The organism is Rhizobium sp. 3T7 (assembly GCF_020166565.1).
Classification (GTDB): Bacteria; Pseudomonadota; Alphaproteobacteria; order Rhizobiales; family Rhizobiaceae; genus Rhizobium.
The window spans coordinates 150,949-170,756 of record NZ_JAIQXS010000001.1; the positions used below are offsets into that span (position 1 = coordinate 150,949).

General features: G+C 60.4%; 23 protein-coding genes. 11 read left to right on the forward strand and 12 right to left on the reverse strand.

Features of this window, described 5'->3' with window-relative positions; genetic code table 11:
* Positions 1–229: 229 nt before the first annotated feature.
* Together K9B32_RS00715 and ilvN are read left to right on the forward strand one after the other, a co-directional pair.
* Positions 230–2,023, forward strand: coding sequence for an acetolactate synthase 3 large subunit (locus tag K9B32_RS00715; protein ID WP_224560016.1), 1,794 nt, complete (start codon positions 230–232; stop codon positions 2,021–2,023).
* A 26-nt stretch (positions 2,024–2,049) separates the two neighbouring features.
* Positions 2,050–2,622 carry an acetolactate synthase small subunit gene (gene ilvN / locus K9B32_RS00720; protein ID WP_016554457.1) on the forward strand — a complete coding sequence of 191 codons (573 nt, stop codon included), beginning with the start codon at positions 2,050–2,052 and terminating at the stop codon, positions 2,620–2,622.
* Positions 2,623–2,655: 33 nt separating this feature from the next.
* On the opposite strand, the gene K9B32_RS00725 is transcribed toward ilvN, so the two are convergent.
* Complete coding sequence (locus K9B32_RS00725) at positions 2,656–3,504, reverse strand: aldo/keto reductase (protein ID WP_224560348.1); 849 nt, start codon at positions 3,502–3,504, stop codon at positions 2,656–2,658.
* Between the two features lie 161 nt (positions 3,505–3,665).
* Between K9B32_RS00725 and K9B32_RS00730 the strand changes: the two genes are divergently transcribed.
* Complete coding sequence (locus tag K9B32_RS00730; protein ID WP_224560017.1) at positions 3,666–4,259, forward strand: LysE family translocator; 594 nt, start codon at positions 3,666–3,668, stop codon at positions 4,257–4,259.
* Here the strand turns inward: K9B32_RS00730 and K9B32_RS00735 are convergent.
* Positions 4,251–4,727 (reverse strand): DUF2269 family protein, encoded by a 477-nt coding sequence (locus K9B32_RS00735; protein WP_224560018.1) that lies wholly within the window; start codon positions 4,725–4,727, stop codon positions 4,251–4,253. The genes K9B32_RS00730 and K9B32_RS00735 overlap by 9 nt on opposite strands.
* Positions 4,727–6,007 carry an SDR family oxidoreductase gene (locus K9B32_RS00740; protein ID WP_224560019.1) on the reverse strand — a complete coding sequence of 427 codons (1,281 nt, stop codon included), beginning with the start codon at positions 6,005–6,007 and terminating at the stop codon, positions 4,727–4,729. The genes K9B32_RS00735 and K9B32_RS00740 overlap by 1 nt, the downstream gene beginning before the upstream one ends.
* Before the next feature lie 99 nt (positions 6,008–6,106).
* Here K9B32_RS00740 and nthA point away from each other — a divergent pair, with 99 nt between their 5' ends.
* The 3 genes from nthA to K9B32_RS00755 are packed head-to-tail and all read left to right on the forward strand — an operon-like array spanning position 6,107 to position 7,756.
* Positions 6,107–6,742, forward strand: coding sequence for a nitrile hydratase subunit alpha (gene nthA / locus K9B32_RS00745; RefSeq protein WP_224560020.1), 636 nt, complete (start codon positions 6,107–6,109; stop codon positions 6,740–6,742).
* Entirely contained in the window at positions 6,739–7,398 is a 660-nt protein-coding gene (nthB, locus tag K9B32_RS00750) for a nitrile hydratase subunit beta (RefSeq protein WP_224560021.1), read from the forward strand. Before nthA ends, nthB begins: the two co-directional genes overlap by 4 nt.
* Positions 7,385–7,756: a nitrile hydratase accessory protein gene (locus K9B32_RS00755; RefSeq protein WP_224560022.1), complete on the forward strand. Its 372-nt coding sequence runs from the start codon at positions 7,385–7,387 to the stop codon at positions 7,754–7,756. Before nthB ends, K9B32_RS00755 begins: the two co-directional genes overlap by 14 nt.
* A gap of 3 nt (positions 7,757–7,759) precedes the next feature.
* Here the strand turns inward: K9B32_RS00755 and K9B32_RS00760 are convergent, their stop codons facing one another.
* Genes K9B32_RS00760 through K9B32_RS00770 form a run of 3 tightly spaced genes read right to left on the reverse strand, consistent with a single transcriptional unit; the run spans position 7,760 to position 9,445 of the window.
* On the reverse strand, positions 7,760–8,542 hold the full coding sequence (locus tag K9B32_RS00760) for an anti-sigma factor family protein (RefSeq protein WP_224560023.1): 783 nt from the start codon (positions 8,540–8,542) through the stop codon (positions 7,760–7,762).
* Positions 8,539–9,054, reverse strand: coding sequence for an RNA polymerase sigma factor (locus tag K9B32_RS00765; protein WP_224560024.1), 516 nt, complete (start codon positions 9,052–9,054; stop codon positions 8,539–8,541). Before K9B32_RS00765 ends, K9B32_RS00760 begins: the two co-directional genes overlap by 4 nt.
* Positions 9,055–9,064: 10 nt before the next feature.
* Complete coding sequence (locus K9B32_RS00770) at positions 9,065–9,445, reverse strand: hypothetical protein (protein ID WP_224560025.1); 381 nt, start codon at positions 9,443–9,445, stop codon at positions 9,065–9,067.
* Between the two features lie 146 nt (positions 9,446–9,591).
* Between K9B32_RS00770 and K9B32_RS00775 the strand changes: the two genes are divergently transcribed.
* On the forward strand, positions 9,592–10,719 hold the full coding sequence (locus K9B32_RS00775) for an ATP-dependent RecD-like DNA helicase (protein WP_224560026.1): 1,128 nt from the start codon (positions 9,592–9,594) through the stop codon (positions 10,717–10,719).
* A gap of 16 nt (positions 10,720–10,735) precedes the next feature.
* On the opposite strand, the gene K9B32_RS00780 is transcribed toward K9B32_RS00775, so the two are convergent.
* Positions 10,736–11,425, reverse strand: coding sequence for a MerR family transcriptional regulator (locus tag K9B32_RS00780; protein ID WP_224560027.1), 690 nt, complete (start codon positions 11,423–11,425; stop codon positions 10,736–10,738).
* A gap of 425 nt (positions 11,426–11,850) precedes the next feature.
* Here K9B32_RS00780 and K9B32_RS00785 point away from each other — a divergent pair, with 425 nt between their 5' ends.
* Complete coding sequence (locus tag K9B32_RS00785) at positions 11,851–12,615, forward strand: pyridoxine 5'-phosphate synthase (RefSeq protein WP_224560028.1); 765 nt, start codon at positions 11,851–11,853, stop codon at positions 12,613–12,615.
* A 45-nt stretch (positions 12,616–12,660) separates the two neighbouring features.
* Here K9B32_RS00785 and K9B32_RS00790 read toward each other — a convergent pair whose 3' ends face one another.
* The gene (locus tag K9B32_RS00790; protein WP_224560029.1) at positions 12,661–13,548 is read right to left on the reverse strand and encodes an SDR family oxidoreductase; all 888 of its coding nucleotides are present in this window, start codon (positions 13,546–13,548) and stop codon (positions 12,661–12,663) included.
* Between the two features lie 117 nt (positions 13,549–13,665).
* Between K9B32_RS00790 and K9B32_RS00795 the strand changes: the two genes are divergently transcribed.
* Entirely contained in the window at positions 13,666–14,082 is a 417-nt protein-coding gene (locus K9B32_RS00795; protein ID WP_224560030.1) for a winged helix-turn-helix transcriptional regulator, read from the forward strand.
* Here the strand turns inward: K9B32_RS00795 and K9B32_RS00800 are convergent.
* From K9B32_RS00800 to K9B32_RS00815, 4 genes are all read right to left on the reverse strand, one after another.
* Positions 14,068–15,297, reverse strand: coding sequence for an MFS transporter (locus K9B32_RS00800; RefSeq protein ID WP_224560031.1), 1,230 nt, complete (start codon positions 15,295–15,297; stop codon positions 14,068–14,070). The genes K9B32_RS00795 and K9B32_RS00800 overlap by 15 nt on opposite strands.
* Positions 15,298–15,367: 70 nt before the next feature.
* Positions 15,368–15,985 (reverse strand): TetR/AcrR family transcriptional regulator, encoded by a 618-nt coding sequence (locus tag K9B32_RS00805; RefSeq protein ID WP_224560032.1) that lies wholly within the window; start codon positions 15,983–15,985, stop codon positions 15,368–15,370.
* Between the two features lie 60 nt (positions 15,986–16,045).
* Positions 16,046–16,963, reverse strand: a complete 918-nt coding sequence (locus tag K9B32_RS00810; RefSeq protein WP_224560033.1) for a helix-turn-helix domain-containing GNAT family N-acetyltransferase — start codon at positions 16,961–16,963, stop codon at positions 16,046–16,048.
* Positions 16,964–17,028: 65 nt separating this feature from the next.
* Positions 17,029–17,748, reverse strand: a complete 720-nt coding sequence (locus K9B32_RS00815; RefSeq protein WP_224560034.1) for an aspartate/glutamate racemase family protein — start codon at positions 17,746–17,748, stop codon at positions 17,029–17,031.
* Between the two features lie 160 nt (positions 17,749–17,908).
* Here K9B32_RS00815 and K9B32_RS00820 point away from each other — a divergent pair, with 160 nt between their 5' ends.
* Positions 17,909–18,373 (forward strand): Lrp/AsnC family transcriptional regulator, encoded by a 465-nt coding sequence (locus tag K9B32_RS00820; RefSeq protein WP_224560035.1) that lies wholly within the window; start codon positions 17,909–17,911, stop codon positions 18,371–18,373.
* Positions 18,374–18,504: 131 nt separating this feature from the next.
* Complete coding sequence (locus K9B32_RS00825) at positions 18,505–19,776, forward strand: NAD(P)/FAD-dependent oxidoreductase (protein WP_224560036.1); 1,272 nt, start codon at positions 18,505–18,507, stop codon at positions 19,774–19,776.
* Positions 19,777–19,808: the final 32 nt, after the last annotated feature.

Here is a 19,808-nt window from a genome sequence, read left to right on the forward strand (position 1 = left end):
TTGCGGCATGCGTTGACGATGCGAAATTTTCTGTCTATCACTTCGCCCCATGAAAATCGCAGTAGCTCTTATCGTGGTGGGAAGGCGCATGGGCAGGGTGGTGTAACCATCCGGCGATAGCCACCCATGCGCTAGATGACAGGCTCCCTCAGGGGCCTTTTTTTATGTCCGAAATTCGGGCTTCCGGACCACAAAACTCAAATCCCAGCAGTCAAAACGGAAAACAAACATGACGGGCACGGACAATCAGGCAGCAGGCAATCGGATGACGGGAGCGGAGATCGTCCTCCAGGCACTGAGGGACAACGGCGTCGAGCACATCTTCGGCTATCCGGGTGGCGCAGTGCTGCCGATCTACGACGAGATCTTCCAGCAGGACGATATCAAGCACATTCTCGTCCGCCACGAGCAGGGTGCCGGCCATGCGGCTGAAGGCTATGCCCGCTCCACCGGCAAGGTCGGCGTCATGCTCGTTACCTCGGGCCCTGGTGCGACGAATGCCGTCACGCCGTTGCAGGACGCGCTGATGGATTCCATCCCGCTCGTCTGCCTGACGGGCCAGGTTCCGACCTCGCTGATCGGCTCGGATGCCTTCCAGGAGTGCGATACGGTCGGCATTACACGCCCCTGCACCAAGCACAACTGGCTGGTCAAGGATGTCAATGATCTGGCTGCGATCATCCATGAAGCCTTCCGCATCGCTCAGTCCGGCCGTCCGGGCCCGGTTGTCGTCGACATTCCGAAGGACGTGCAGTTTGCGACCGGCACCTATACGCCGCCGGCAGCCCATGCGATCCAGAAGAGCTATCAGCCAAAGGTCCAGGGCGATCTTAACCAGATCCACGCGGCCGTTGAGCTGATGGCGAGCGCAAAACGTCCGGTCATTTACAGCGGCGGCGGTGTTGTCAATTCCGGCCCCGAGGCCACCAAGCTGCTGCGCGAGCTTGTCGAGCTGACGGATTTCCCGATCACCTCGACGTTGATGGGCCTCGGCGCTTATCCGGCTTCCGGCAAGAACTGGCTGAAGATGCTCGGCATGCACGGCTCCTACGAGGCGAATATGGCGATGCATGACTGCGACGTCATGGTCTGTATCGGCGCCCGCTTCGACGACCGTATCACCGGCCGCATCAATGCCTTCTCGCCGAATTCGAAGAAGATCCACATCGACATCGACCCGTCCTCGATCAACAAGAATGTTCGCGTCGATCTCGGCATCCGCGGCGACGTCGCAAGCGTTCTGGAAGATATGGTCCGCCTGTGGCGGGCGCTGCCGAAGAAGCCGGAGAAGAGCCAGATCGCCGATTGGTGGGCCGATATCACCCGCTGGCGCGCGCGCAATTCCTTCGCTTATACCAAGAACAATGATGTCATCATGCCGCAATACGCGCTGGAACGCCTCTATGCGCTGACCAAGGATCGCGACACCTACATCACGACCGAAGTCGGCCAGCACCAGATGTGGGCGGCACAGTTCTACGGCTTCGAGAAGCCGAACCGCTGGATGACGTCGGGCGGCCTCGGCACCATGGGCTACGGCCTGCCGGCAGCGCTCGGCGTTCAGATCGCGCATCCGGAAAGCCTCGTCATCGACATTGCTGGCGACGCCTCGATCCAGATGTGCATCCAGGAAATGTCGACGGCCATCCAGTATGAGGCGCCGATCAAGATCTTCATCATGAACAACCAGTACATGGGCATGGTTCGTCAGTGGCAGCAGCTGCTGCACGGCAACCGCCTGTCGAATTCCTATACGGAAGCGATGCCTGACTTCGTCAAGCTCGCCGAAGCCTATGGTGCCGTTGGCCTGCGTTGCGACAAGCCGGAAGATCTGGACGGTGCGATCCAGGAAATGATCGACGTGAAGAAACCGGTCATTTTCGATTGCCGCGTCGCCAATCTCGCCAACTGCTTCCCGATGATCCCCTCGGGCAAGGCTCACAACGAGATGCTGCTGCCGGATGAAGCCACGGACGAGGCGGTCGCCAATGCGATCGACGCCAAGGGCCGTCAGCTCGTTTGATATCAAGGTAGAGGAAACCCACGATCATGAATGCACACCTTCAGCCGACGGGCTCTGCCTACTTCATCTCGCCTGAGACGGCTGCCGCCGAAAGCCATACGCTTTCCGTCCTCGTCGACAACGAGCCGGGCGTCCTTGCCCGCGTCATCGGCCTGTTCTCTGGCCGTGGCTATAACATCGAGAGCTTGACCGTCTCCGAAACCGAGCATCAGGCGCACTTGTCGCGAATTACCATCGTGACGCGCGGCACGCCGCACGTGCTCGAACAGATCAAGGCGCAGCTTGAGCGCATCGTTCCTGTTCATAGGGTGGTCGATCTGACGGTTCGCGCCCGCGAACTCGGTCAGGAGCGTCCGATCGAGCGTGAAGTGGCGCTCGTCAAGGTCGTCGGCACGGGTGAGACCCGTGCCGAAACGCTCCGTCTCGCGGATGCCTTCCATGCGAAGGTCGTCGACGCGACCGTCGATCACTTCATCCTGGAGATTACCGGAAAGTCCTCGAAGATCGACCAGTTCGTCTCGATCATGAAGCCGCTCGGCCTGATCGAGGTCTGCCGTACCGGCATTGCCGCGATGAACCGCGGCCAGCAGGGCATGTAAGTCACCGTGCAGTGACCGTCAAGGCCGCTGGAATCAGAGCATCTCCAGCGGTCTTTTTCTTGCCGGAGGCGGGAAGGCGGCATCCAGCGCGGCCCAATCCTCGTCGGTAATGTCGAGCGAGACGGCGTCTCGGTTTTCGGCGGCGCGGGCAGCGCTCGACGTCTTCGGGATAACGATCACGCCGTCGCGCTCCAGCAGGAAGGCAAGCGCCACCTGCGCCGGCGTTGCCTGATAAGCCTTGGCGATGCGGATCAGTTCCGGGTGATGCAGGATGCGTCCCTGTTCGATCGGCGAATAGGCCATGAGCGGGATCTGACGCTCCTGACACCAAGGCAGCAGTTCGTATTCAACGCCGCGGCGCGACAGGTTGTAGAGAACCTGGTTGGCGGCGACATTGCGCCCCGCGGGAACGGTCAGCAATTCCTCCATGTCATCCGTATCGAAGTTGGATACGCCCCAGGCGCCGATCTTGCCGGATGTCTTTAACGCTTCGAATGCCTCGACGGTGTCCACGAGAGGATGATCGCCGCGCCAGTGCAGCAGGTAGAGGTCAACCCGGTCGGTGCCGAGGCGCGATAGGCTGCGTTCACAGGCGTCGATCGTTCCCTTGCGGCTGGCGTTCCAGGGATAGACCTTGCTGACGAGAAAGACCTCATCCCGTCGCCCTCGGATCGCTTCGCCGACGATCTTCTCCGCGCCACCTTCGGCATACATTTCCGCGGTATCGATGAGCGTCATACCAAGATCGAGGCCAGCGCGCAGGCTTGCTATTTCCCGCTTCGCCTCGGTGGGATTCTCGCCCATGTTCCAGGTGCCCTGACCGAGGGCTGGAACCTCTGCACCGTTCGGAAGTTGGATGGTTGGGATAGCGTCGTTTCGCATGATGGTCATTTCCGCTTTCGAAAAAGATTGGACGGCTCCGCAATCTTTCAACCAATCCTGTCACCATGACAATGATTGCGTGGAACGGCGAATTTGGGTCAGCTATGTTGACCTAAATCAATCGAGCCCGTCCAAGCAATCGCGGGCCTCTGGGAGGTCTCATGCCGCTGGATACATTTCTGGCACTTGTTCTGTTTGCCTTTACGACATCGATAACGCCGGGCCCCAACAACATGATGCTCTTCGCATCCGGCGTGAACTTCGGCTTCCGCCGCACCGTTCCGCATATGCTGGGTATCGGAGCAGGGTTCTTCGTTCTGTTGATCGGCGTAGGATTTGGACTTGGAGCGCTGCTGCACACGGTGCCGGCGCTCTATACGACGCTGAAGTTTGCTGGCGGCGCTTATCTTGCCTGGATCGCCTGGAAGATCGCGACATCGCGTACACTTAGCGAAGGCAAAAGCGGCGTGAAGCCGATGTCGTTCCTGTCGGCGGCAGCCTTCCAATGGGTCAATCCGAAGGCATGGGTCATGGCCGTAACCGCGATGGCAACCTATACCATCCCGGATATCTATCTGGCGAGTGTCCTGATTGTCGGCTTCGCCTTCGCTCTGGTCAACGTGCCGAGCGTGTCGACCTGGGCAGGGTTCGGCTCGGCGCTGCGCGATTGGCTGTCGGATCCTGTGAGGCTCAAATGGTTCAACATCACCATGGCCGTGTTGTTGGTGCTCAGCCTCTGGCCGATGCTAAAATAGTGTGATCGTCGGTTTGTTGAGCATCAGCCACAGGATGCCGATAACTGCGAAGAATGCCGGAAATCCAAAGGCAAACCAGATGCGATAAAGCCGGAAATAGGCTGCGGGCAACTCCACGCGCGCCGCAGCTGCAGCACGGGCGAGATTTCGCATACGGATCTGAATACCGACGACCGGCAGCCAGAAAAGGCCGGTAAAAACGTAGAGAAGCAATGAGAGGGCGATCCAGCCCTCTGTCAGATCCCAGCCGATCAGTCGCACCAGCAGATAACCTGTCACCGGCTGGAGAAGTGCGGCTGTCGCCGTAAACAGCGTATCGGCGATGACGACGGTTCCCGCGACATGAGCGATCAGCTTAGGATCCCGCGTGCCGTGTGCGAACGCCATGAAGAAAGCGATGCCGGCGCCCGTACCGAACAGGACAGTTGCGCCGATCACATGTGCCAACAGTAGCAACTGTTCGAGCATTATCTTTCATCCAGAATAGCGAGGGCGGCCAGCGTCAGCACCAGCGACGGCAGGACTTTGACCAAAGTGCCAAGCGGATCGAGCCACAAAGAAGGTTCGACGATGGTGGCACCGGCAAGATAGGTCAGCGAGACCAACATCATCCCGTGCATAGCTCTGCGGGCGAGTGGCCGGACAAGGACAGCCGCGCCGAGCAGCATATCGATCAGGCAGGTGAGGACGGCCAGCGACACGGCAGGGCCGGCCTGCAGCAGCGGTAGGAAATGCGTGGCGGCGCGCCCAATATCAAGCAAGGGCAGAAAACCCGACAGCAGCCAGAATATCGACAGAGTACCGATCATCAGCGGCTTCAGGAGATAGAGCCTGGCAAACCAAAGATCCTGCACGCCGGCCGGGTTCATGCGCAAGATGTCCCGCGCCGACGCTGTAGCAATGCCCGGGTCACTGTCGGCGCTTGGCTGGATGCCTTCCGCCATGACGGTCATGGCTGTGGAGCGCAAGGGCGACCGCCATCCAAGGCGACCGGCAGCGTCTGCGACCCAGGTGGCCGGTCCGGCAGCGACGGCAGGCAGGGATACCACATCTGCGTGCGGCAAACCCAGCCATTGCCGGTGGAGGGTAACGAGTTGGGCGAGCGTCAATTGCTCGGTCGATGCAAGATCCGCGTCAGTGCCAGATGGGAGATGTCCCGCGACAGCGCTCCTTAACGCCGCCGCGACGTCGTCAAGTGCTACTGTTGCAACCGGACTTGCTGCATGAACCAGCGGGATGCTGAAGGGCAGGGCGGCGAGAGCGCGCAGCAGGGCCGAACCCCCATGGGCGTTGCGGCCGAGGACGAGGGCCGGGCGCAGGATGACATGAGGCACGCCGCTTGCGGCGAGCGCTTTGTCAGCCTGCCGTTTCGTTGCCAGGAAGGGCAGACCGCCGGCGGCACCGTTCGTCCGTGCGGATATCTGGACGATGAGAGGGCGCGTTTGCTGTGCGGCGGCGTATAGCGCCAGCATCGCCTTTTGTTGCGTTGCCGCCAGGTCGTCGGCAAGGCCGTCCTGCAGAGCGCCCGCGCAATTGACGACGGCGTCATGACCTTCAATGACGGCGCGCCAATCCTCCGCGTGCAGCATTTTCGAAAGATCGGCCTCTATCCATCTGATATCCGGCAATTTCAGACGAGCGCGCGACGGGTTGCGTCCGAGGCCCGTCACACTATGTCCGTCAGCCAGCAGGCGGGCTGCTGCCGCCGAACCGATAAAGCCTGTCGCGCCGAGAATCAGGATGTTCATGGCATCGAACTTAACCGAAAAGTTGCATCGGCAAGAGGCCTTGGCGAGACGCGCGCGAGAGCATAAAGATAGCTGCAGATTGGCGGAGGAGGATATCTCGTGCACGACGACGATCATCATCACGACCACGACCACCACCACGATAACCGCTATAGCGACATGCAGGCGCGGGTGAGGGCGCTTGAGACGGTTCTGACGGAGAAGGGGCTGATCGATCCGGCGGCGATAGACGCGATCGTGGAGACCTACGAGACAAAGGTCGGTCCGCGCAACGGAGCGCGCGTCGTTGCCAGGGCCTGGAGTGATCCTGAATTTGCCGAGTGGTTGCGGCGTGATGCGACGGCCGCCATCGCGAGCCTCGGCTATACCGGCCGTCAGGGTGAGCACATGCGCGCGGTGTTTAACACCGCCGACACGCACAATCTCGTCGTCTGCACGCTTTGCTCCTGTTATCCGTGGTCCGTGCTTGGCCTGCCGCCGGTCTGGTACAAGGCCCCCGCCTATCGCTCGCGGGCGGTCATCGATCCGCGGGGCGTGCTAGCTGAGTTCGGCGTGATGTTGCCGGAGAATAAGAAGATCCGCGTTTGGGATTCGACTGCGGAGCTGCGTTATCTCGTCGTTCCCGAGCAACCGAAAGGCACAGAAGGGTGGAGCGAGGAGCAGCTTGCCGATCTCGTCAGCCGCGACGCGATGATCGGGACGGGTCTCGCGGCTGTGGCGGGAGTTGCTCCATGAACGGCCCGCACGACCTTGGCGGTCAGATGGGCTTCGGCCCAGTCGCGCCCGAGAAGAACGAGCCGTATTTCCATGCGGAGTGGGAGAAACGGGCGCTTGGACTTACGCTTTCCAGTGGCGCGTTTGGCGCCTGGAATATCGACGAGAGTCGGCATGCCCGCGAAAACATTCCGCCGGCGAATTATCTTGGCGCGAGCTACTACGAGATCTGGACACGGGCGCTGGAGGTGCTGCTTGAGCGGCACGGTTTCGTCACCGCCGGAGAGATCGCTGGTGGCCACAAGCAAACGGATGGCGCGACACCGAAGCGCGTCCTGAAGGCCGACATGGTGGCGGGCGTGCTAGCAAAGGGTGGTCCCTGTGATCGGTCGGTGACAACGCCGCCCCGCTTTGGCGCCGGGGACAGGGTCCGAACCAGGAATTTCAATCCGACCACACATACACGGCTGCCGCGTTATGCACGCGACAAAACCGGCGTTGTGGAGGCGGTGCAGGGCTCGTTCATCTTTCCCGACGACAATGCCCATGGAAAGGGCGAAAACCCGCAATGGGTCTATACGGTCGTGTTCGATGGCGGCGAGATCTGGGGCGAAGGTGCCGACCCGACGCTCAGCGTGTCGATCGATGCCTGGGAGAGCTATCTTGAGCCAGTGTGAAACGCGCTCGCCGTTGGCGCAGTCGCCGCAACTGCCGAAATCCTCCGATGGCGAGCCGGTTTTTCCCGAGCCCTGGGCTGCGGAGGCCTTCGCCATGACGGTGCATCTGCACGAGCGCGGCCTGTTTACGTGGAGCGAATGGGCGGAGACCCTGTCGCGGGAGTTGCATCAGCCCGGCCGCGCCGAAGTCGGCAGCGACTATTTCGATTGCTGGGTAGCGGCGCTTTCGGCGTTCCTTGTCAAACTCGGCGTGGCCGACGCCGACATGATCCTCGATCTGCAGCAAAGCTGGCAGCGGGCGGCGGAGGCTACGCCCCATGGCAAGCCGATCGAGCTTGCCAATGATCCGCTGCACTGAGGATCAGGACGGAAACTGCCTGTAGCATTCCTCCGCGACCTTTCTCAGCACATCGCGCGAGACCTCGCCGGTCACGGCATAGCCGAGTTCGCCATCGATCCAGTAGAAGGTTTCGATATTGCCGGACGAGGCGAAGCGGAAGCTGGTCGATCTGTTATCGGCGTTGCGCCCGACGAGGACCGTCAGGCGTTCGCCAGCCTGATCCTCGTACATGAACATCGCACCGGGACCGCCATCGACGGGTAACAGGCGACCGCCGACCAGCTTGAAGCCGAGCTCCTGCAGGTTCGGAACCTTGAGATCCTGAACAGCTAGCCGCTTGCCGAGCCAGGTCGCCAAATGAGCTTCCTCATTGGCAAAGACCTCGACAGGATGACGGACCTCACCGGCGTAAACCAGGAAGGCGTTGCGGGCTTCGTTGGGAAGCGTTTCGAGTTCCGTCAATTGCAGATCCGGCCTTTCAAACAGCGTCGGGCCGTAGTGGCCGCTCAACGCGCCAAGGCCGAAAATCGCGACGATCGCCGCCATCGTCGCCAAGCGCTTCGGCCAGTTTGCGGGGTGTCTGCGGCCAGTGACGAGCCCTATATCCGCGTCCGTGGATTTTTCATAAGCTGCGAAGAGCGACCGGATATCGGCATTTCGTGCCGTCCATTCCGCCACTTTGGCTGCATCGTCCGGATTGTCACTGAGCCACGCTTCGATGCGCGCGCGTGCCTGATCGGGAAGCTGCCCGTCGGCATAGGCATGAAGATCCGCTTCGGTCACGGTCTGGTTGATCTCGTTCATTTCGGTCTCCGAAGCGTAATGACATTGTCAGCCTTCATGCGCTCTCCAATCCGTTGGCGCGCGCGTGACAGGCGCGACATAACCGTGCCGATCGGGATGTCGAGCGCGGTCGCGACCTCCTGATAGGTATAGCCTTCGATGACGACCAGCATCAGCACCGAGCGGTTTTCCTCCGAAAGGCTGTTTAGCGCGTCCTCCAGCCGCGACCGTTCGAGGGGATCGGGAACAGGATCCACCGATACGGTATCCTCAGCGTTGTCGAGTTCGACGAACGGCGCGCGATCCGTCTGGCGGCGGCCATTGCGATAGAGATTCGTCATGATCGTCAACACCCAACCGCGCAGGTTCAGCCCTCGCCACTGTCCGCGGCGGGCCAGTACTTTCTCCACGCAGTCCTGCAGCAAATCCTCCCCGTCCGCGTCGGAGCGGGTGAGGCTGCGGGAATAGCGTCTCAGCGAGGGAAGGAGGGCCAGGATCTGGCCCTCGAAGGTATCTTGCCCTGGTGTCTTCAAATCGGTTCGCTCACGGCTTGACGAGATCCCAGTTGCCGCCGACGCCGTCACCGGTGATATCGCCCATCTTCTTGTCCTTCACCCAGAAATAGAGCGGCATGCCGTCCTTGGCCCACTGCTTGCTGCCGTCTTTCCGTTCGACAATCGAATATGCACCCTCTGGCTTCGCATCGCTAGCGGCCATCAGCGGCGGCCAGTTCTTGGCGCAATCGTCGTAGCAATTGGAAACGCCCTTTTTGTCCTTCTTGAACGTGTAGAGAGTCATGCCGTTTTCGCCGGCAAGAACCTCGCCCTTGCTAGATTTCACCGCCTTGACGGGCGGGGCCGCAAATGCGGACGTTGCGACGGCGGATGCAATGGCAAATGCGATCAGCATCTTTGCGGATTTCATGGGGTCTCTCCTCACGTGTTGGCACGCTTGATTGCGTTGACAGACATGAGACACCATCGGCGTCGGTTTTATTCCATTGTGATCGCCCGCTCGCCCAGATTTTCAGGGTTGCCTATGTCAGGCGAATCCTGCCAAGTCGATCCACGATGCAATTTGCTCCGCAACAAGATGAAGCCCTCAAGGCCGTTTCCAAATGGCTGAAAGAAGGGCGGTCGCCGCTTTTCCGCCTGTTCGGCTATGCTGGTACGGGCAAGACGACGCTTGCGCGGCACTTTGCGGAGCATGTGGATGGTGATGTGCTATTTGCCGCGTTTACAGGCAAGGCGGCTCAAGTGCTGCGGTCGCGCGGCGCCAGCAACGCGAAGACGATCCACTCGCTGATTTATCGTCCGCGCGGCGAGGAGGCTGTCGAGGACGAGGAGACAGGCAAGACCTCCATCGCTCCGATGTTCTCCATCAACCGGCAGAGCCCGGTTGCCAAGGCTGCGCTTATTGTGGTCGACGAGTGCTCGATGGTGGACGAGGCGCTGGGCCGGGACCTGATGAGCTTTGGAACGCCGATTCTGGTGCTCGGCGATCCCGGCCAGCTGCCTCCTGTTTCCGGCGGCGGCTTCTTCACCAATCAGGAGCCGGACTATCTGCTGACGGACATTCACCGCCAGGCTCGCGACAATCCGATCATCCAGCTCGCAATGCAGGTTCGTGAGGGCAACGAAGTCAGCTACGGCGATTATGGCACCGCGCAGGTCATCTCCAAGGGCGAGGTGAACCAGTCGCTGGTGCTCGATGCCGATCAGGTGCTCGTCGGCACCAACCGCACGCGACGCCGATACAATCAGCGGCTTCGCGAGTTGAAGGGTTTTACGGCCGAATACCCGCAAACGGGCGACAAGCTGGTCTGCCTGCGCAACGATCCGGCAAAGGGCCTGCTCAACGGCTCGCTCTGGCAGGTGATGACCTCGTCCAAGGAGACGACGAAGCCCGGCATCAACCTGTTGATCCGGCCTGAAGACGACGACATGGATCGCGGCGCGGCAAAGATCAAACTGCTGAAGCAGGCCTTCGAGGATGTCGAGGGTGAAATTCCCTGGAACACGCGCAAGCGATACGACGAATTCGACTACGGCTATGCGCTGACGGTTCACAAAGCGCAGGGCTCGCAGTGGAACAACGTCGTGCTGTTCGATGAAAGCTGGGCATTCCGCGATACACGCGAACGGTGGCTCTATACGGCGATCACGCGCGCAGCAGAAACCTTGACGATCGTGCGTTAGGCGATTTTCCGGAGCGTCAGACTTGGACGACGCCGAGCATGACGGCCTTGGCTATGGCTTGAAAGCGATTGTTGGCGTGGAATTTCTGGATGATGCCGGCTTCAAGTGATCGTGCAGTGTCATCTCGAAGGTCGAGGGTGCGTGCAATGCGCTGCGTGGAAAGCCCTGCCGCCATCAGTGCGAGACACCGCAACTCCTGATCCGTGAGTGCCGATCCGCTTTGATTGTCGTTGAGGGGTTGATCCTCGGTCGCCTCGCGGTCGAGCAAATCGCTCACCTGCTGCATCTGTCGATGCAATGTGGACATTTCCGCGCTGAGTTCGCGTTTGCGGGTCACGAGCGCATCGCGAAACAGAGCCTCGGCAGCCTCCTGCGAGTCGGCCTCGATGAGGTCAGTCATCAGATCCTGGATCACGGCAACCGCCATGCCGGCCTCGCGGCAAGCGTTGATGACGGCCATGCGCATAACGTCGCCCGGCTCATAGACGCGCATCAGGCCGATTCGGCTGGCCGAAATTAGTCCTTTTTCCTCATAGAAATGCAGGGTTCGATGGGTCACGCCGAAGGCATTGGCCATGTCGGCGATCGGTACTCTTCCGCGGGGCAAATCGGCGGGGGGGAGAGCCGCTGACGGGAGGAAACGGTGCCGCGGTCGCGTTTGTGTCGCTAGGTCTGAGGTGAACCCCTGCTTGTAACCTTCTGCCATGGTCCCTCCCATTGTGCTCATTGTGCGTCTGCAAATTGCAAAAGGGTGCGGTTGAGTGGGGTTCCCTCTTATCGTTCCTGTTCAGGCATCGAAGCAACTGGCGGTGTTCTCTTCGATGTTGTGAGCTTACGTTACCCGTGATTGACGTATTTTGTTAGTATCAAAATTAGTGACTTTTAATTTGCAGGGCAATCTGGACAGAAAGTTGCGCCAGGTGAAGGCGATTCTCGTGAGGAATCAGCGTTGGAGAAACGCTTGATCGTCTAAAGTGCGAGGACCGAACCATATGTACTTTCGGCGTCGCGCCGGCGGGTGAAACACTCGCGTCATCACAGATTCACATGCATTCATGTACGAATCTCGTTGGCCCATACCGACTCATTGGCCTAGAAACGATCATCCTTCGCTTCATTTGGAATCCTGCCATGCCGACCACGCTTTCCGTCAATCTCAATGCCGTCGCGATGCTGCGTAACCGCCGCGATCTGCCGTGGCCAAGCGTCGAAGGGCTTGGGCGGATCGCGCTGCAATCTGGCGCGAGCGGATTGACCGTGCATCCGCGGCCTGACCAGCGGCACATCCGTTTCTCCGACCTGCCTGTCATCCGCAACCTGATCGATGATGAATTTCCGGCTGCCGAGTTCAACATCGAAGGCTATCCGACCGATGAGTTCCTCGAACTTTGTGTCGGCGCCGCGCCTGAGCAGGTCACGCTGGTTCCTGACGATCCCTCACAGGCAACCTCGGATCATGGCTGGGACTTCCGCAAGCACCGCGACTTCCTGACAGACGTCATCGCGCGGCTGAAGAAGATGGGAACGCGCGTATCGCTGTTCGCCGATGGCGATGGGGACGCCGAGGCCGTTGCTATCGCCAAGGCGGTCGGCGCTGACCGAATCGAACTTTATACGGGTCCTTATGGCGGGTGCTACGACGCGCCCGAACGGGCAGGGCCAATCCTTGAGGCGCTTGGCAAGACAGCGGATGCGGCGCTGGCGATCGGCCTGGGTGTCAATGCGGGGCACGATCTGACGGTGGCGAATTTGCCTGCGCTTGTAAAGCGTATTCCAAAACTTGCTGAGGTGTCCATCGGGCATGGATTGACGGCGGACGCGCTCGAATTCGGCATGGCGGAAACCGTTCGGCGGTTCTGCCGGGCGTGCGGCCAGACGATCCAAGACCGCGAATAGGCGAAGACCCGCTCCGGTGGTGCGAAGCGGGCCTTCTTGACCGACTCAGGCGATGAGGGCGGTCTTGTGCGCGATGAAGAAGTCCCTGAGTGTCTCAGGCTTCTTGCCGGTCAGTTTCTCATAGTCGGCTGTTACCAGATCGAAGTTGCCCGCGCGGATGTTGGCATCGGCGGAGACCAGCATGTCGGCGACGAAATCGGGAAGACCCGCCCCGCGCATACCCTGGCCAAGCTGCGCATCGGTGACGCTAACGGCCTTCAATGGCTTTCCCACCGCATCGGTGACGGTCGCTGCGATCTGGTTTGCTGTCAGAGACTCCGCTCCGGTCAGCGTATAGGTCGCACTTTCCTTCGTCCCTGAGGCAAGAGCTGCTGCGATCGCCCGTGCGCAGTCTTCGCGAGAGATATTCGAAATCTTGCCCTCGCCGCTGCCCGTGTACCAGCTTCCCGACTGGAGATTGTGCGGCATGCCATGGAGATAGTTGTCCATGTACCAGGCATTGCGGATGATGGTGTAGGGGATGCCCGTCGCCTTGATGGCATTCTCGGTGCCGAGGTGATCCGGTGCGAAAGTGACCAGCGATTTGTCCGGCGAGGGCATCGACGTGTAGGCGATGTGCTTCACGCCGGCCTTCACGGCCGCATCCACTGCTGCCTTGTGCTGCTTGAGACGTTGGCCGGGGACGGCAAGTGCATCGGTGCTGATGATCTGCAACCGATCGACGCCCGTGAAGGCGGTTTCTAGCGAGGCGGCATCGTCAAAGTCCGCCTGGCGGGTGACCACGCCCTTGGCGGCGAGATCTGCGAGCTTGGCGGGGTCGCGCGTTGCGGCGATGATGTTTGCAGCAGGAACCTTTTCGGTCTCGAGCAGGTGATGGATGACCCTCTGGCCAAGCTGGCCGGCGGCGCCGGTGATGAGAATGGTCTCGCTCATGTCTTTCCTCTAGGTTCGATGACGGTCTCAAAAAGAGAGTAGCTCTAGAATAGGAATTGACTGCGAGCTGTAAAGAAGGCAGTTTTTTCGCTCTACGTTACCAAAAGGGAACCAAGGATGAGCGGCGCCGTCGTCAACCTGAAGAACAAGGCACCCGGCATTCGTCGAGACGTCGATCTCAGCAAGCTCGACTTCAGCAATTGCCCGGTCCGGGACATGATGCAGCAGATCGGCGGCAAATGGTCGACGCTGATGCTCGAGGCGCTGTCGCAGCGTCCGTACCGATTCGGCGAGTTGCGGCGGATGATCCCTGACATTTCGCAGCGCATGCTGACGCAGACGCTAAGAGATCTGCAGCGTGACGGCTACATCGAGCGGGAGGTGTTTCCGACCAAGCCGCCGAGTGTCGAGTATCGCATGACCGATCTTGGCCGCTCGCTCTACAGCACCCTCGCACTGCTGCTGAACTGGGCGGAAGAAAACCATGATGCGGTTCGCGCCGCACGGCTCAAGTTCGACTCAGCCAACGTCTGAGGCTATCTGCGTGCCGCGGCCTTCCGTCAGGAAGAGAAGGAACGCGAAGGCCGGGAAACAGAAGCCGATCCAGGCTGTCATCGTCCAACCACCGGTGGCGTACGCCCAGCCGCCCACGGCCGATCCGATCGCTCCACCGGCAAAGAACGTCGCCATGTAGAGACCGTTCAGACGGCTGCGATGCTCGGCGCTGATCGCGTAGATTGCACGCTGTCCGCAGACAAGATTGGTCGTTACGCCGAAATCGAGAAGTATTGCCGCCGCCGTCAGCAACAGCAGCGCCGTCGGCGAACCGTCCGTCGCGAAGTGGCTGATGACAAAGGCCGACATTCCAAGCAGCATCGCCAGCGTAGAGGCAGCTTTCGTCAGGCCGCGGTCGGCCAGGCGTCCGGCGATCGGCGAAGCGATGGCACCGGCAGCACCGGCCAGCGCGAACAAGGCAATGCCGTTCTGCGTCAGCCCGAATTCAGGGCCGGCCAGAAGCAGAGGCGTGGTGGTCCAGAACAGGCTGAAAGCACCGAACATGCCGGCTTGGTAGAGTGCGCGACGCTGCAGAACGCGTGAATGGAGGGCGAGATCCGCCATAGAGGCAACCAGCTTGCCATAGCTCAGCTTGGTGTGAGGAACACGCACCGGCAGGTTGGCCCTTAGAATGACGACGAGCGCGATCATCAAGGCAGCGGTGACGACGTAGACCATGTGCCAGGAAGTCGCCTCGGCAAGGAAGCTGGCGAAGGGGCGCGCCAGCATGATGCCACAGAGCAGCCCGCTCATGACGTTGCCGACGACGCGGCCACGGCTTGCGTCCGGCGCCATGTGGGCGGCAAAGGGAACGAGCACCTGGACGGCGACCGAGGCGAGGCCGATGCACAACGAGGCGAGGAGAAACATCGCGGGCGTTGACGATAAGGCGGCTCCGACCAAAGCGACGGCTGAGGTGGCGATGAGTGTCAGCACAAGTCTGCGATTTTCCAGCAGATCGCCGAGTGGAACGATCAAGAGCAGTCCGAGACCGTAGCCGATCTGCGTCAGGGTGACGATCAGGCCGGTTGCCGCCGGCGTAAAGCCGAGGGATGTGCTGATTGGCCCGGCGAGCGGCTGGCCGTAATAGAGATTGGCGGCAACCAGCCCACACGTGGCAGCGAAAAGAAACGTCATCAACGGCGAGATCGTCTGTGGCGCGACGGTTTCCCGCGTGGTGGTCAAAAGGCTCATAATGGGCTCCGGTGGGCTATCGGATGATTAAAAAAGGTTGCGTGCTGAGGCGGGTCGATCGCAACCCGGTTCACACAAGAAGCTTCATTGCTGTCTCGGCGACAGCGGCCATGTCGTCCTCATTGCGCCCCGTCTTGCCGACGACGCGCATTCCTTTGGTCACGCACAGAAGTGTCCGGGCAGTGGCGGCGATATCGATCTCGCGGGAGATCGAGCCGTCGCTTTGGCCGAGGCGGAGGAGGTCGGCGATCAGGGTTTCGTTGGCCGCAAAGGCGGCTGCGACACGTTCGGCGGCGGCCTCGTCGAAAAGCGCAAGGTCGTTCGCGCTGCCGACGACCAGGCAGCCCCGCCGCCCGGAGGTGCCGTGGGAGGAGAGGGCATAGTGGGTCAGGACCTGCCGAATCTTGTCGCGGCCGGTTTCGACTTTCGCCATGCGGGCATCCAGCAGGCCGCGACGCACCGTGCGATACCGGTCGAAGGCTGCGAGGAATATGCCCCGCTTGTCCTTGAAAGCCTTGTAGACGCTGCCGGAGGCAAGGCCCATCGCCTCTGTGAGTTCGCTGATCGACGCAGCATGATAGCCGCGCTCGGAAAAAACCTGCAGCGCCTTGTCCAATGCTGAATCGCGATCGAACTTGCGCGGTCTTCCGCGTGTGCGGGTGGGTTCAGTGAAGGTCGCCATACTCATGGTGACCTAATTAGGAAATGATCGTTTCCAAATCAAGTGAAACTTTCGCGACGCAGCAAATCAGAGATCAAGAATCCAGATCTGACCGTTTTCCTCGGGCCCGAACATCCGGTGTCTCTCTTCTGAGGCAAGGCGAAAACCGGCCTTCAAGTAAATGCCGCGCGCAGCGTGCAGGATGTCGTTCGTCCAGAGCGAGATTTGTCGATATTTCTTTGCCCTGGCAAAGCGGATGCATTCGTCCACCAGCATCTTGCCGAGCCCGAGGCCGCGTGCCGCTTTGTCGACATAGAGCAGGCGCAGCTTCGCAACGCCGTCGCCGCCATTGGTCACGAGAATGGAGCCGACGTTGATGCCACCACGCTCGGCAATCCAGCAATACTCCGTCGACGGATCAAAATTCGCCAGGAACTTGCCGGCGACCTCTGCAACAAGGCCCTCGAAGCGCATGTCCCAGCCGTATTCCTCGGCATAGGCCTTGCCCTGGCTCTGGACGATCCAGCCGATATCTCCGGGCCGGTGGGTGCGGATGACCAATGGAGGAGGTGAGGCGTCCGGATCGAGTAGCGAGCGGATGGCTGTCATTGCCGTTACAACGCTTTGCGGCTCGCCCTCGGCGAGGTTGTCGAAGCGCTCCGCGATCTGAGCATTTGAGCGCCTGCCAAGTTCCTCGAACTGATCGTGCCCCTTGGTGGTGACCATAATGATCTGACTGCGTAGATCGCTGGGATCGGCCTTTGTTTCGATCAGTCCGTCGGCTCGGAAGCGCTTGAGGATTCGACTGAGATAGGCGGGGTCGAGGTGCAGGTCGCGGGCAAGAGTGACCGCGCTTATACCTTTGCGAGAGCCGATCTCGAAGAGGACGCGTGCGTCGGTGAGCGTGAACTCCGTATCAAGATAGGCCCGGTTCAAGACGCCGAGAAAGTTCGTGTAGAAGCGATTGAAGTCGCGGGCGACGTCGATCAAGCCAGAGTCGGACATAGACAATACCTCCTGATAGGAGATTTTGTCCTGCAATTAATTGACTTAGTCAACTAATTTGTCGCTCAGGCGGCGGCGATCTCTTCGACCGATTCGTCGCCAAGCGCGAACTCGACAGCCGCCCTGGCATGGATCTCAGTCGTGTCGAAGCCGGGCAGGGGCAGATGCTTCGGGTCGAGGATGAGGCAGATTTCCGTGCAGCCGAGAACAATGCTGTCGGCGCCCTTGGCCCGCTCGCGCTCGATAATCTGCATGAGCTTGTCACGCGAACTGTCGAGCACCTTTCCGGCGCAGAGCTCATTGAAGATGATGTCATGAACGGACGTCCGGTCGGCGGCTTCGGGAACGACGACGTCGATGCCAAGGCTCTTCATGCGATCGGCATAGAAACCGTGCTCCATCGTGTATCGCGTGGCGAGCAGCAGCGGGCGCTTGCGTCCGGCGGCCTTCAGGGACTTCGCGGTCTCGTCGATGATGTGGATCAGGGGAACGGAGATACGCGAGGCGACCTCATCGGCGATGAGATGCATGGTGTTCGTGCAGATGAGCATGCAGCGCGCGCCGGCTATCTGCAGATGCAGCGCGACGTCGCCGAGCCGGTTGGCAGCGGCGTCCCAGTCGCCCGCCCTTTGCATGGCGACGATCTCGTCGAAATTGACGGAGTGCATCAGGAGGTCGGCCGAGGCGAGCCCACCGAGGCGCTCGCGCACCATTTCATTGATCAAGCGATAATAGACCGCCGAGCTTTCGAAGCTCATCCCGCCAATCAGTCCGATTGTCTGCATTGTTGTTATGCTCCCGTCTGGAATTTCCTATTGGCGAGATCATGCATCGATCATCGCGCAAATGGTTTGCTTTGTTTGTATCAAGCTCTCCGTTGGCGCTGTATTTTTGCGTCAAAATTCAGTATCGTGCAAAATAAAATCATGACTCTGGGAAGACTCGATGCTGGATGATCGCGACCGTCGAATCCTCGAACTATTGCAAGCCGATGCGGGCATTTCGGTGACGGATCTCGCGGAGAAGGTCGCGTTATCGGTCTCGGCCTGTTCTCGGCGCATCCAGCGGCTGGAGGAGAGCGGCCACATTGCGCGGCGGATCGTGGTGCTTGACCGCGAGAAGATGGGGGTCCCGACGACGGTGTTTGCGCTGATCAAGACGGCACACCACACCGACGAATGGATCGAAGCATTTCGTCGGGCGATCAGCGCCATTCCCGAGATCGTCGAGGCGCATCGGCTCACCGGGAACCACGACTACATTCTCAAGATCGTGCTCCCACGCGTCGAGCACTACGATGTGATCTACAAGCAGATCGTTCGAAAGATCGAACTCTTCGATGTGTCCGCGTCCATCTCGATGGAGTTGCTGAAAAGCGGGACATCGATTCCGGTTGTTTACGCAGACTGAGTTGTCTTCACTCTCTGAATTCGACCTCCGCGACAACCGCTGGACGCAGGCGAGCTATACCCAAAGAGAGGTTGAAAGCCGCGGGCAATCGACGACATTTGCGGTAGCGCAATGGCACGGAAAGGCAAGTCATGAGCGAGCACCACGTTGTCGTTGTCGGTGGCGGTTTCGGCGGACTGCAGTTGGCAAACGATTTGAAGGGAGCGGGCGTCCGCATCACCCTAGTCGACCGTCGCAATCATCACCTGTTCCAACCGCTACTTTACCAGGTGGCGACGACAATCCTTTCGACCTCGGATATCGCCTGGCCGATTCGCCACCTCTATAGTGACCGGCCGGACGTGACGACGCTACTTGGTGAAGTCGTTGGTATCGATACTGCCGTAAAGGAAGTTGCCTTACGCAGCGGCATGACTCTGCGTTATGACAGCCTTGTTCTAGCGACGGGAGCAACGCACGCATACTTCGGGCGAGACGACTGGGAGCCGGTTGCGCCAGGGCTGAAGACGCTGGAGGATGCCACGACGATCCGACGGCGGGTTTTGCTCGCATTCGAGCGGGCGGAGACCGAAACCGATCCCGCTATCCGTGATGCGCTTCTGACTTTCACGATTGTCGGTGCAGGGCCGACCGGTGTCGAACTCGCCGGGATCATTGTCGAGCTTGCGCGCAATACCTTGCCGCGCGAATTCCGCAATATCGATACGCGCAAGACACGGGTCGTGCTCGTCGAGGCGGGGCCGCGCGTGCTTCCTACCTTTGCCGAAGAGCTTTCGGCCTATGCCAGCAAGGCGCTTGAAGAACTCGGTGTCGAACTGCATATCGGCGAGCGCGTCCTGGAGTGCACGGCAGCAGGCGTCGAGACAAGCGAAGGACACATCCCAAGCCGCACGATCGTCTGGGCTGCAGGCATACAGGCGTCGCCCGCTGCCAAGTGGCTCGATGTGCCGGCAGATCGGGCAGGGCGCGTGATCGTCGAGAAGGATCTGACGGCGCCGGGGTTTCCGGATGTCTTTGTCGTCGGCGACACGGCCTCTGTCATTCAGGAAAGCGGCGCCCCGGTTCCAGGGATCGCGCCGGCTGCCAAGCAACAGGGTGCCTATGCCGCAAAGGTGATCCGCGCGCGCCTAGCGGCAAAACCGGCGCCCGCTCCGTTTCGCTATAGACATCAGGGCAGTCTTGCGACGATCGGCCAGAGCGCCGCGATCATCGATTTCGGTTGCATCAAACTGAAAGGCTGGATCGCCTGGTGGATATGGGGCATCGCCCATATCTACTTCCTGATCGGGACGCGTTCGCGCTTTGCTGTGGCCTGGAGCTGGCTCTGGATCTACCTGAGCGGTCAGCACAGCGCGCGGCTCATCACTCAGAAGGAAACGATGCGCGACGACGATCGCACATAACAAAAAGGGCGGCTCAAGCAAGGCCGCCCTTT

Bases quoted from the DNA above. Each gene is read 5' to 3' on its own strand.
- K9B32_RS00715 (WP_224560016.1), top strand. From the start codon at position 230: ATGACGGGCACGGACAATCAGGCAGCAGGCAATCGGATGACGGGAGCG.
- ilvN (WP_016554457.1), top strand. From the start codon at position 2,050: ATGAATGCACACCTTCAGCCGACGGGCTCTGCCTACTTCATCTCGCCT.
- K9B32_RS00725 (WP_224560348.1), bottom strand. From the start codon at position 3,504: ATGCGAAACGACGCTATCCCAACCATCCAACTTCCGAACGGTGCAGAG.
- K9B32_RS00730 (WP_224560017.1), top strand. From the start codon at position 3,666: ATGCCGCTGGATACATTTCTGGCACTTGTTCTGTTTGCCTTTACGACA.
- K9B32_RS00735 (WP_224560018.1), bottom strand. From the start codon at position 4,727: ATGCTCGAACAGTTGCTACTGTTGGCACATGTGATCGGCGCAACTGTC.
- K9B32_RS00740 (WP_224560019.1), bottom strand. From the start codon at position 6,007: ATGAACATCCTGATTCTCGGCGCGACAGGCTTTATCGGTTCGGCGGCA.
- nthB (WP_224560021.1), top strand. From the start codon at position 6,739: ATGAACGGCCCGCACGACCTTGGCGGTCAGATGGGCTTCGGCCCAGTC.
- K9B32_RS00760 (WP_224560023.1), bottom strand. From the start codon at position 8,542: ATGAACGAGATCAACCAGACCGTGACCGAAGCGGATCTTCATGCCTAT.
- K9B32_RS00770 (WP_224560025.1), bottom strand. From the start codon at position 9,445: ATGAAATCCGCAAAGATGCTGATCGCATTTGCCATTGCATCCGCCGTC.
- K9B32_RS00775 (WP_224560026.1), top strand. From the start codon at position 9,592: ATGCAATTTGCTCCGCAACAAGATGAAGCCCTCAAGGCCGTTTCCAAA.
- K9B32_RS00780 (WP_224560027.1), bottom strand. From the start codon at position 11,425: ATGGCAGAAGGTTACAAGCAGGGGTTCACCTCAGACCTAGCGACACAA.
- K9B32_RS00785 (WP_224560028.1), top strand. From the start codon at position 11,851: ATGCCGACCACGCTTTCCGTCAATCTCAATGCCGTCGCGATGCTGCGT.
- K9B32_RS00790 (WP_224560029.1), bottom strand. From the start codon at position 13,548: ATGAGCGAGACCATTCTCATCACCGGCGCCGCCGGCCAGCTTGGCCAG.
- K9B32_RS00795 (WP_224560030.1), top strand. From the start codon at position 13,666: ATGAGCGGCGCCGTCGTCAACCTGAAGAACAAGGCACCCGGCATTCGT.
- K9B32_RS00800 (WP_224560031.1), bottom strand. From the start codon at position 15,297: ATGAGCCTTTTGACCACCACGCGGGAAACCGTCGCGCCACAGACGATC.
- K9B32_RS00805 (WP_224560032.1), bottom strand. From the start codon at position 15,985: ATGAGTATGGCGACCTTCACTGAACCCACCCGCACACGCGGAAGACCG.
- K9B32_RS00810 (WP_224560033.1), bottom strand. From the start codon at position 16,963: ATGTCCGACTCTGGCTTGATCGACGTCGCCCGCGACTTCAATCGCTTC.
- K9B32_RS00815 (WP_224560034.1), bottom strand. From the start codon at position 17,748: ATGCAGACAATCGGACTGATTGGCGGGATGAGCTTCGAAAGCTCGGCG.
- K9B32_RS00820 (WP_224560035.1), top strand. From the start codon at position 17,909: ATGCTGGATGATCGCGACCGTCGAATCCTCGAACTATTGCAAGCCGAT.
- K9B32_RS00825 (WP_224560036.1), top strand. From the start codon at position 18,505: ATGAGCGAGCACCACGTTGTCGTTGTCGGTGGCGGTTTCGGCGGACTG.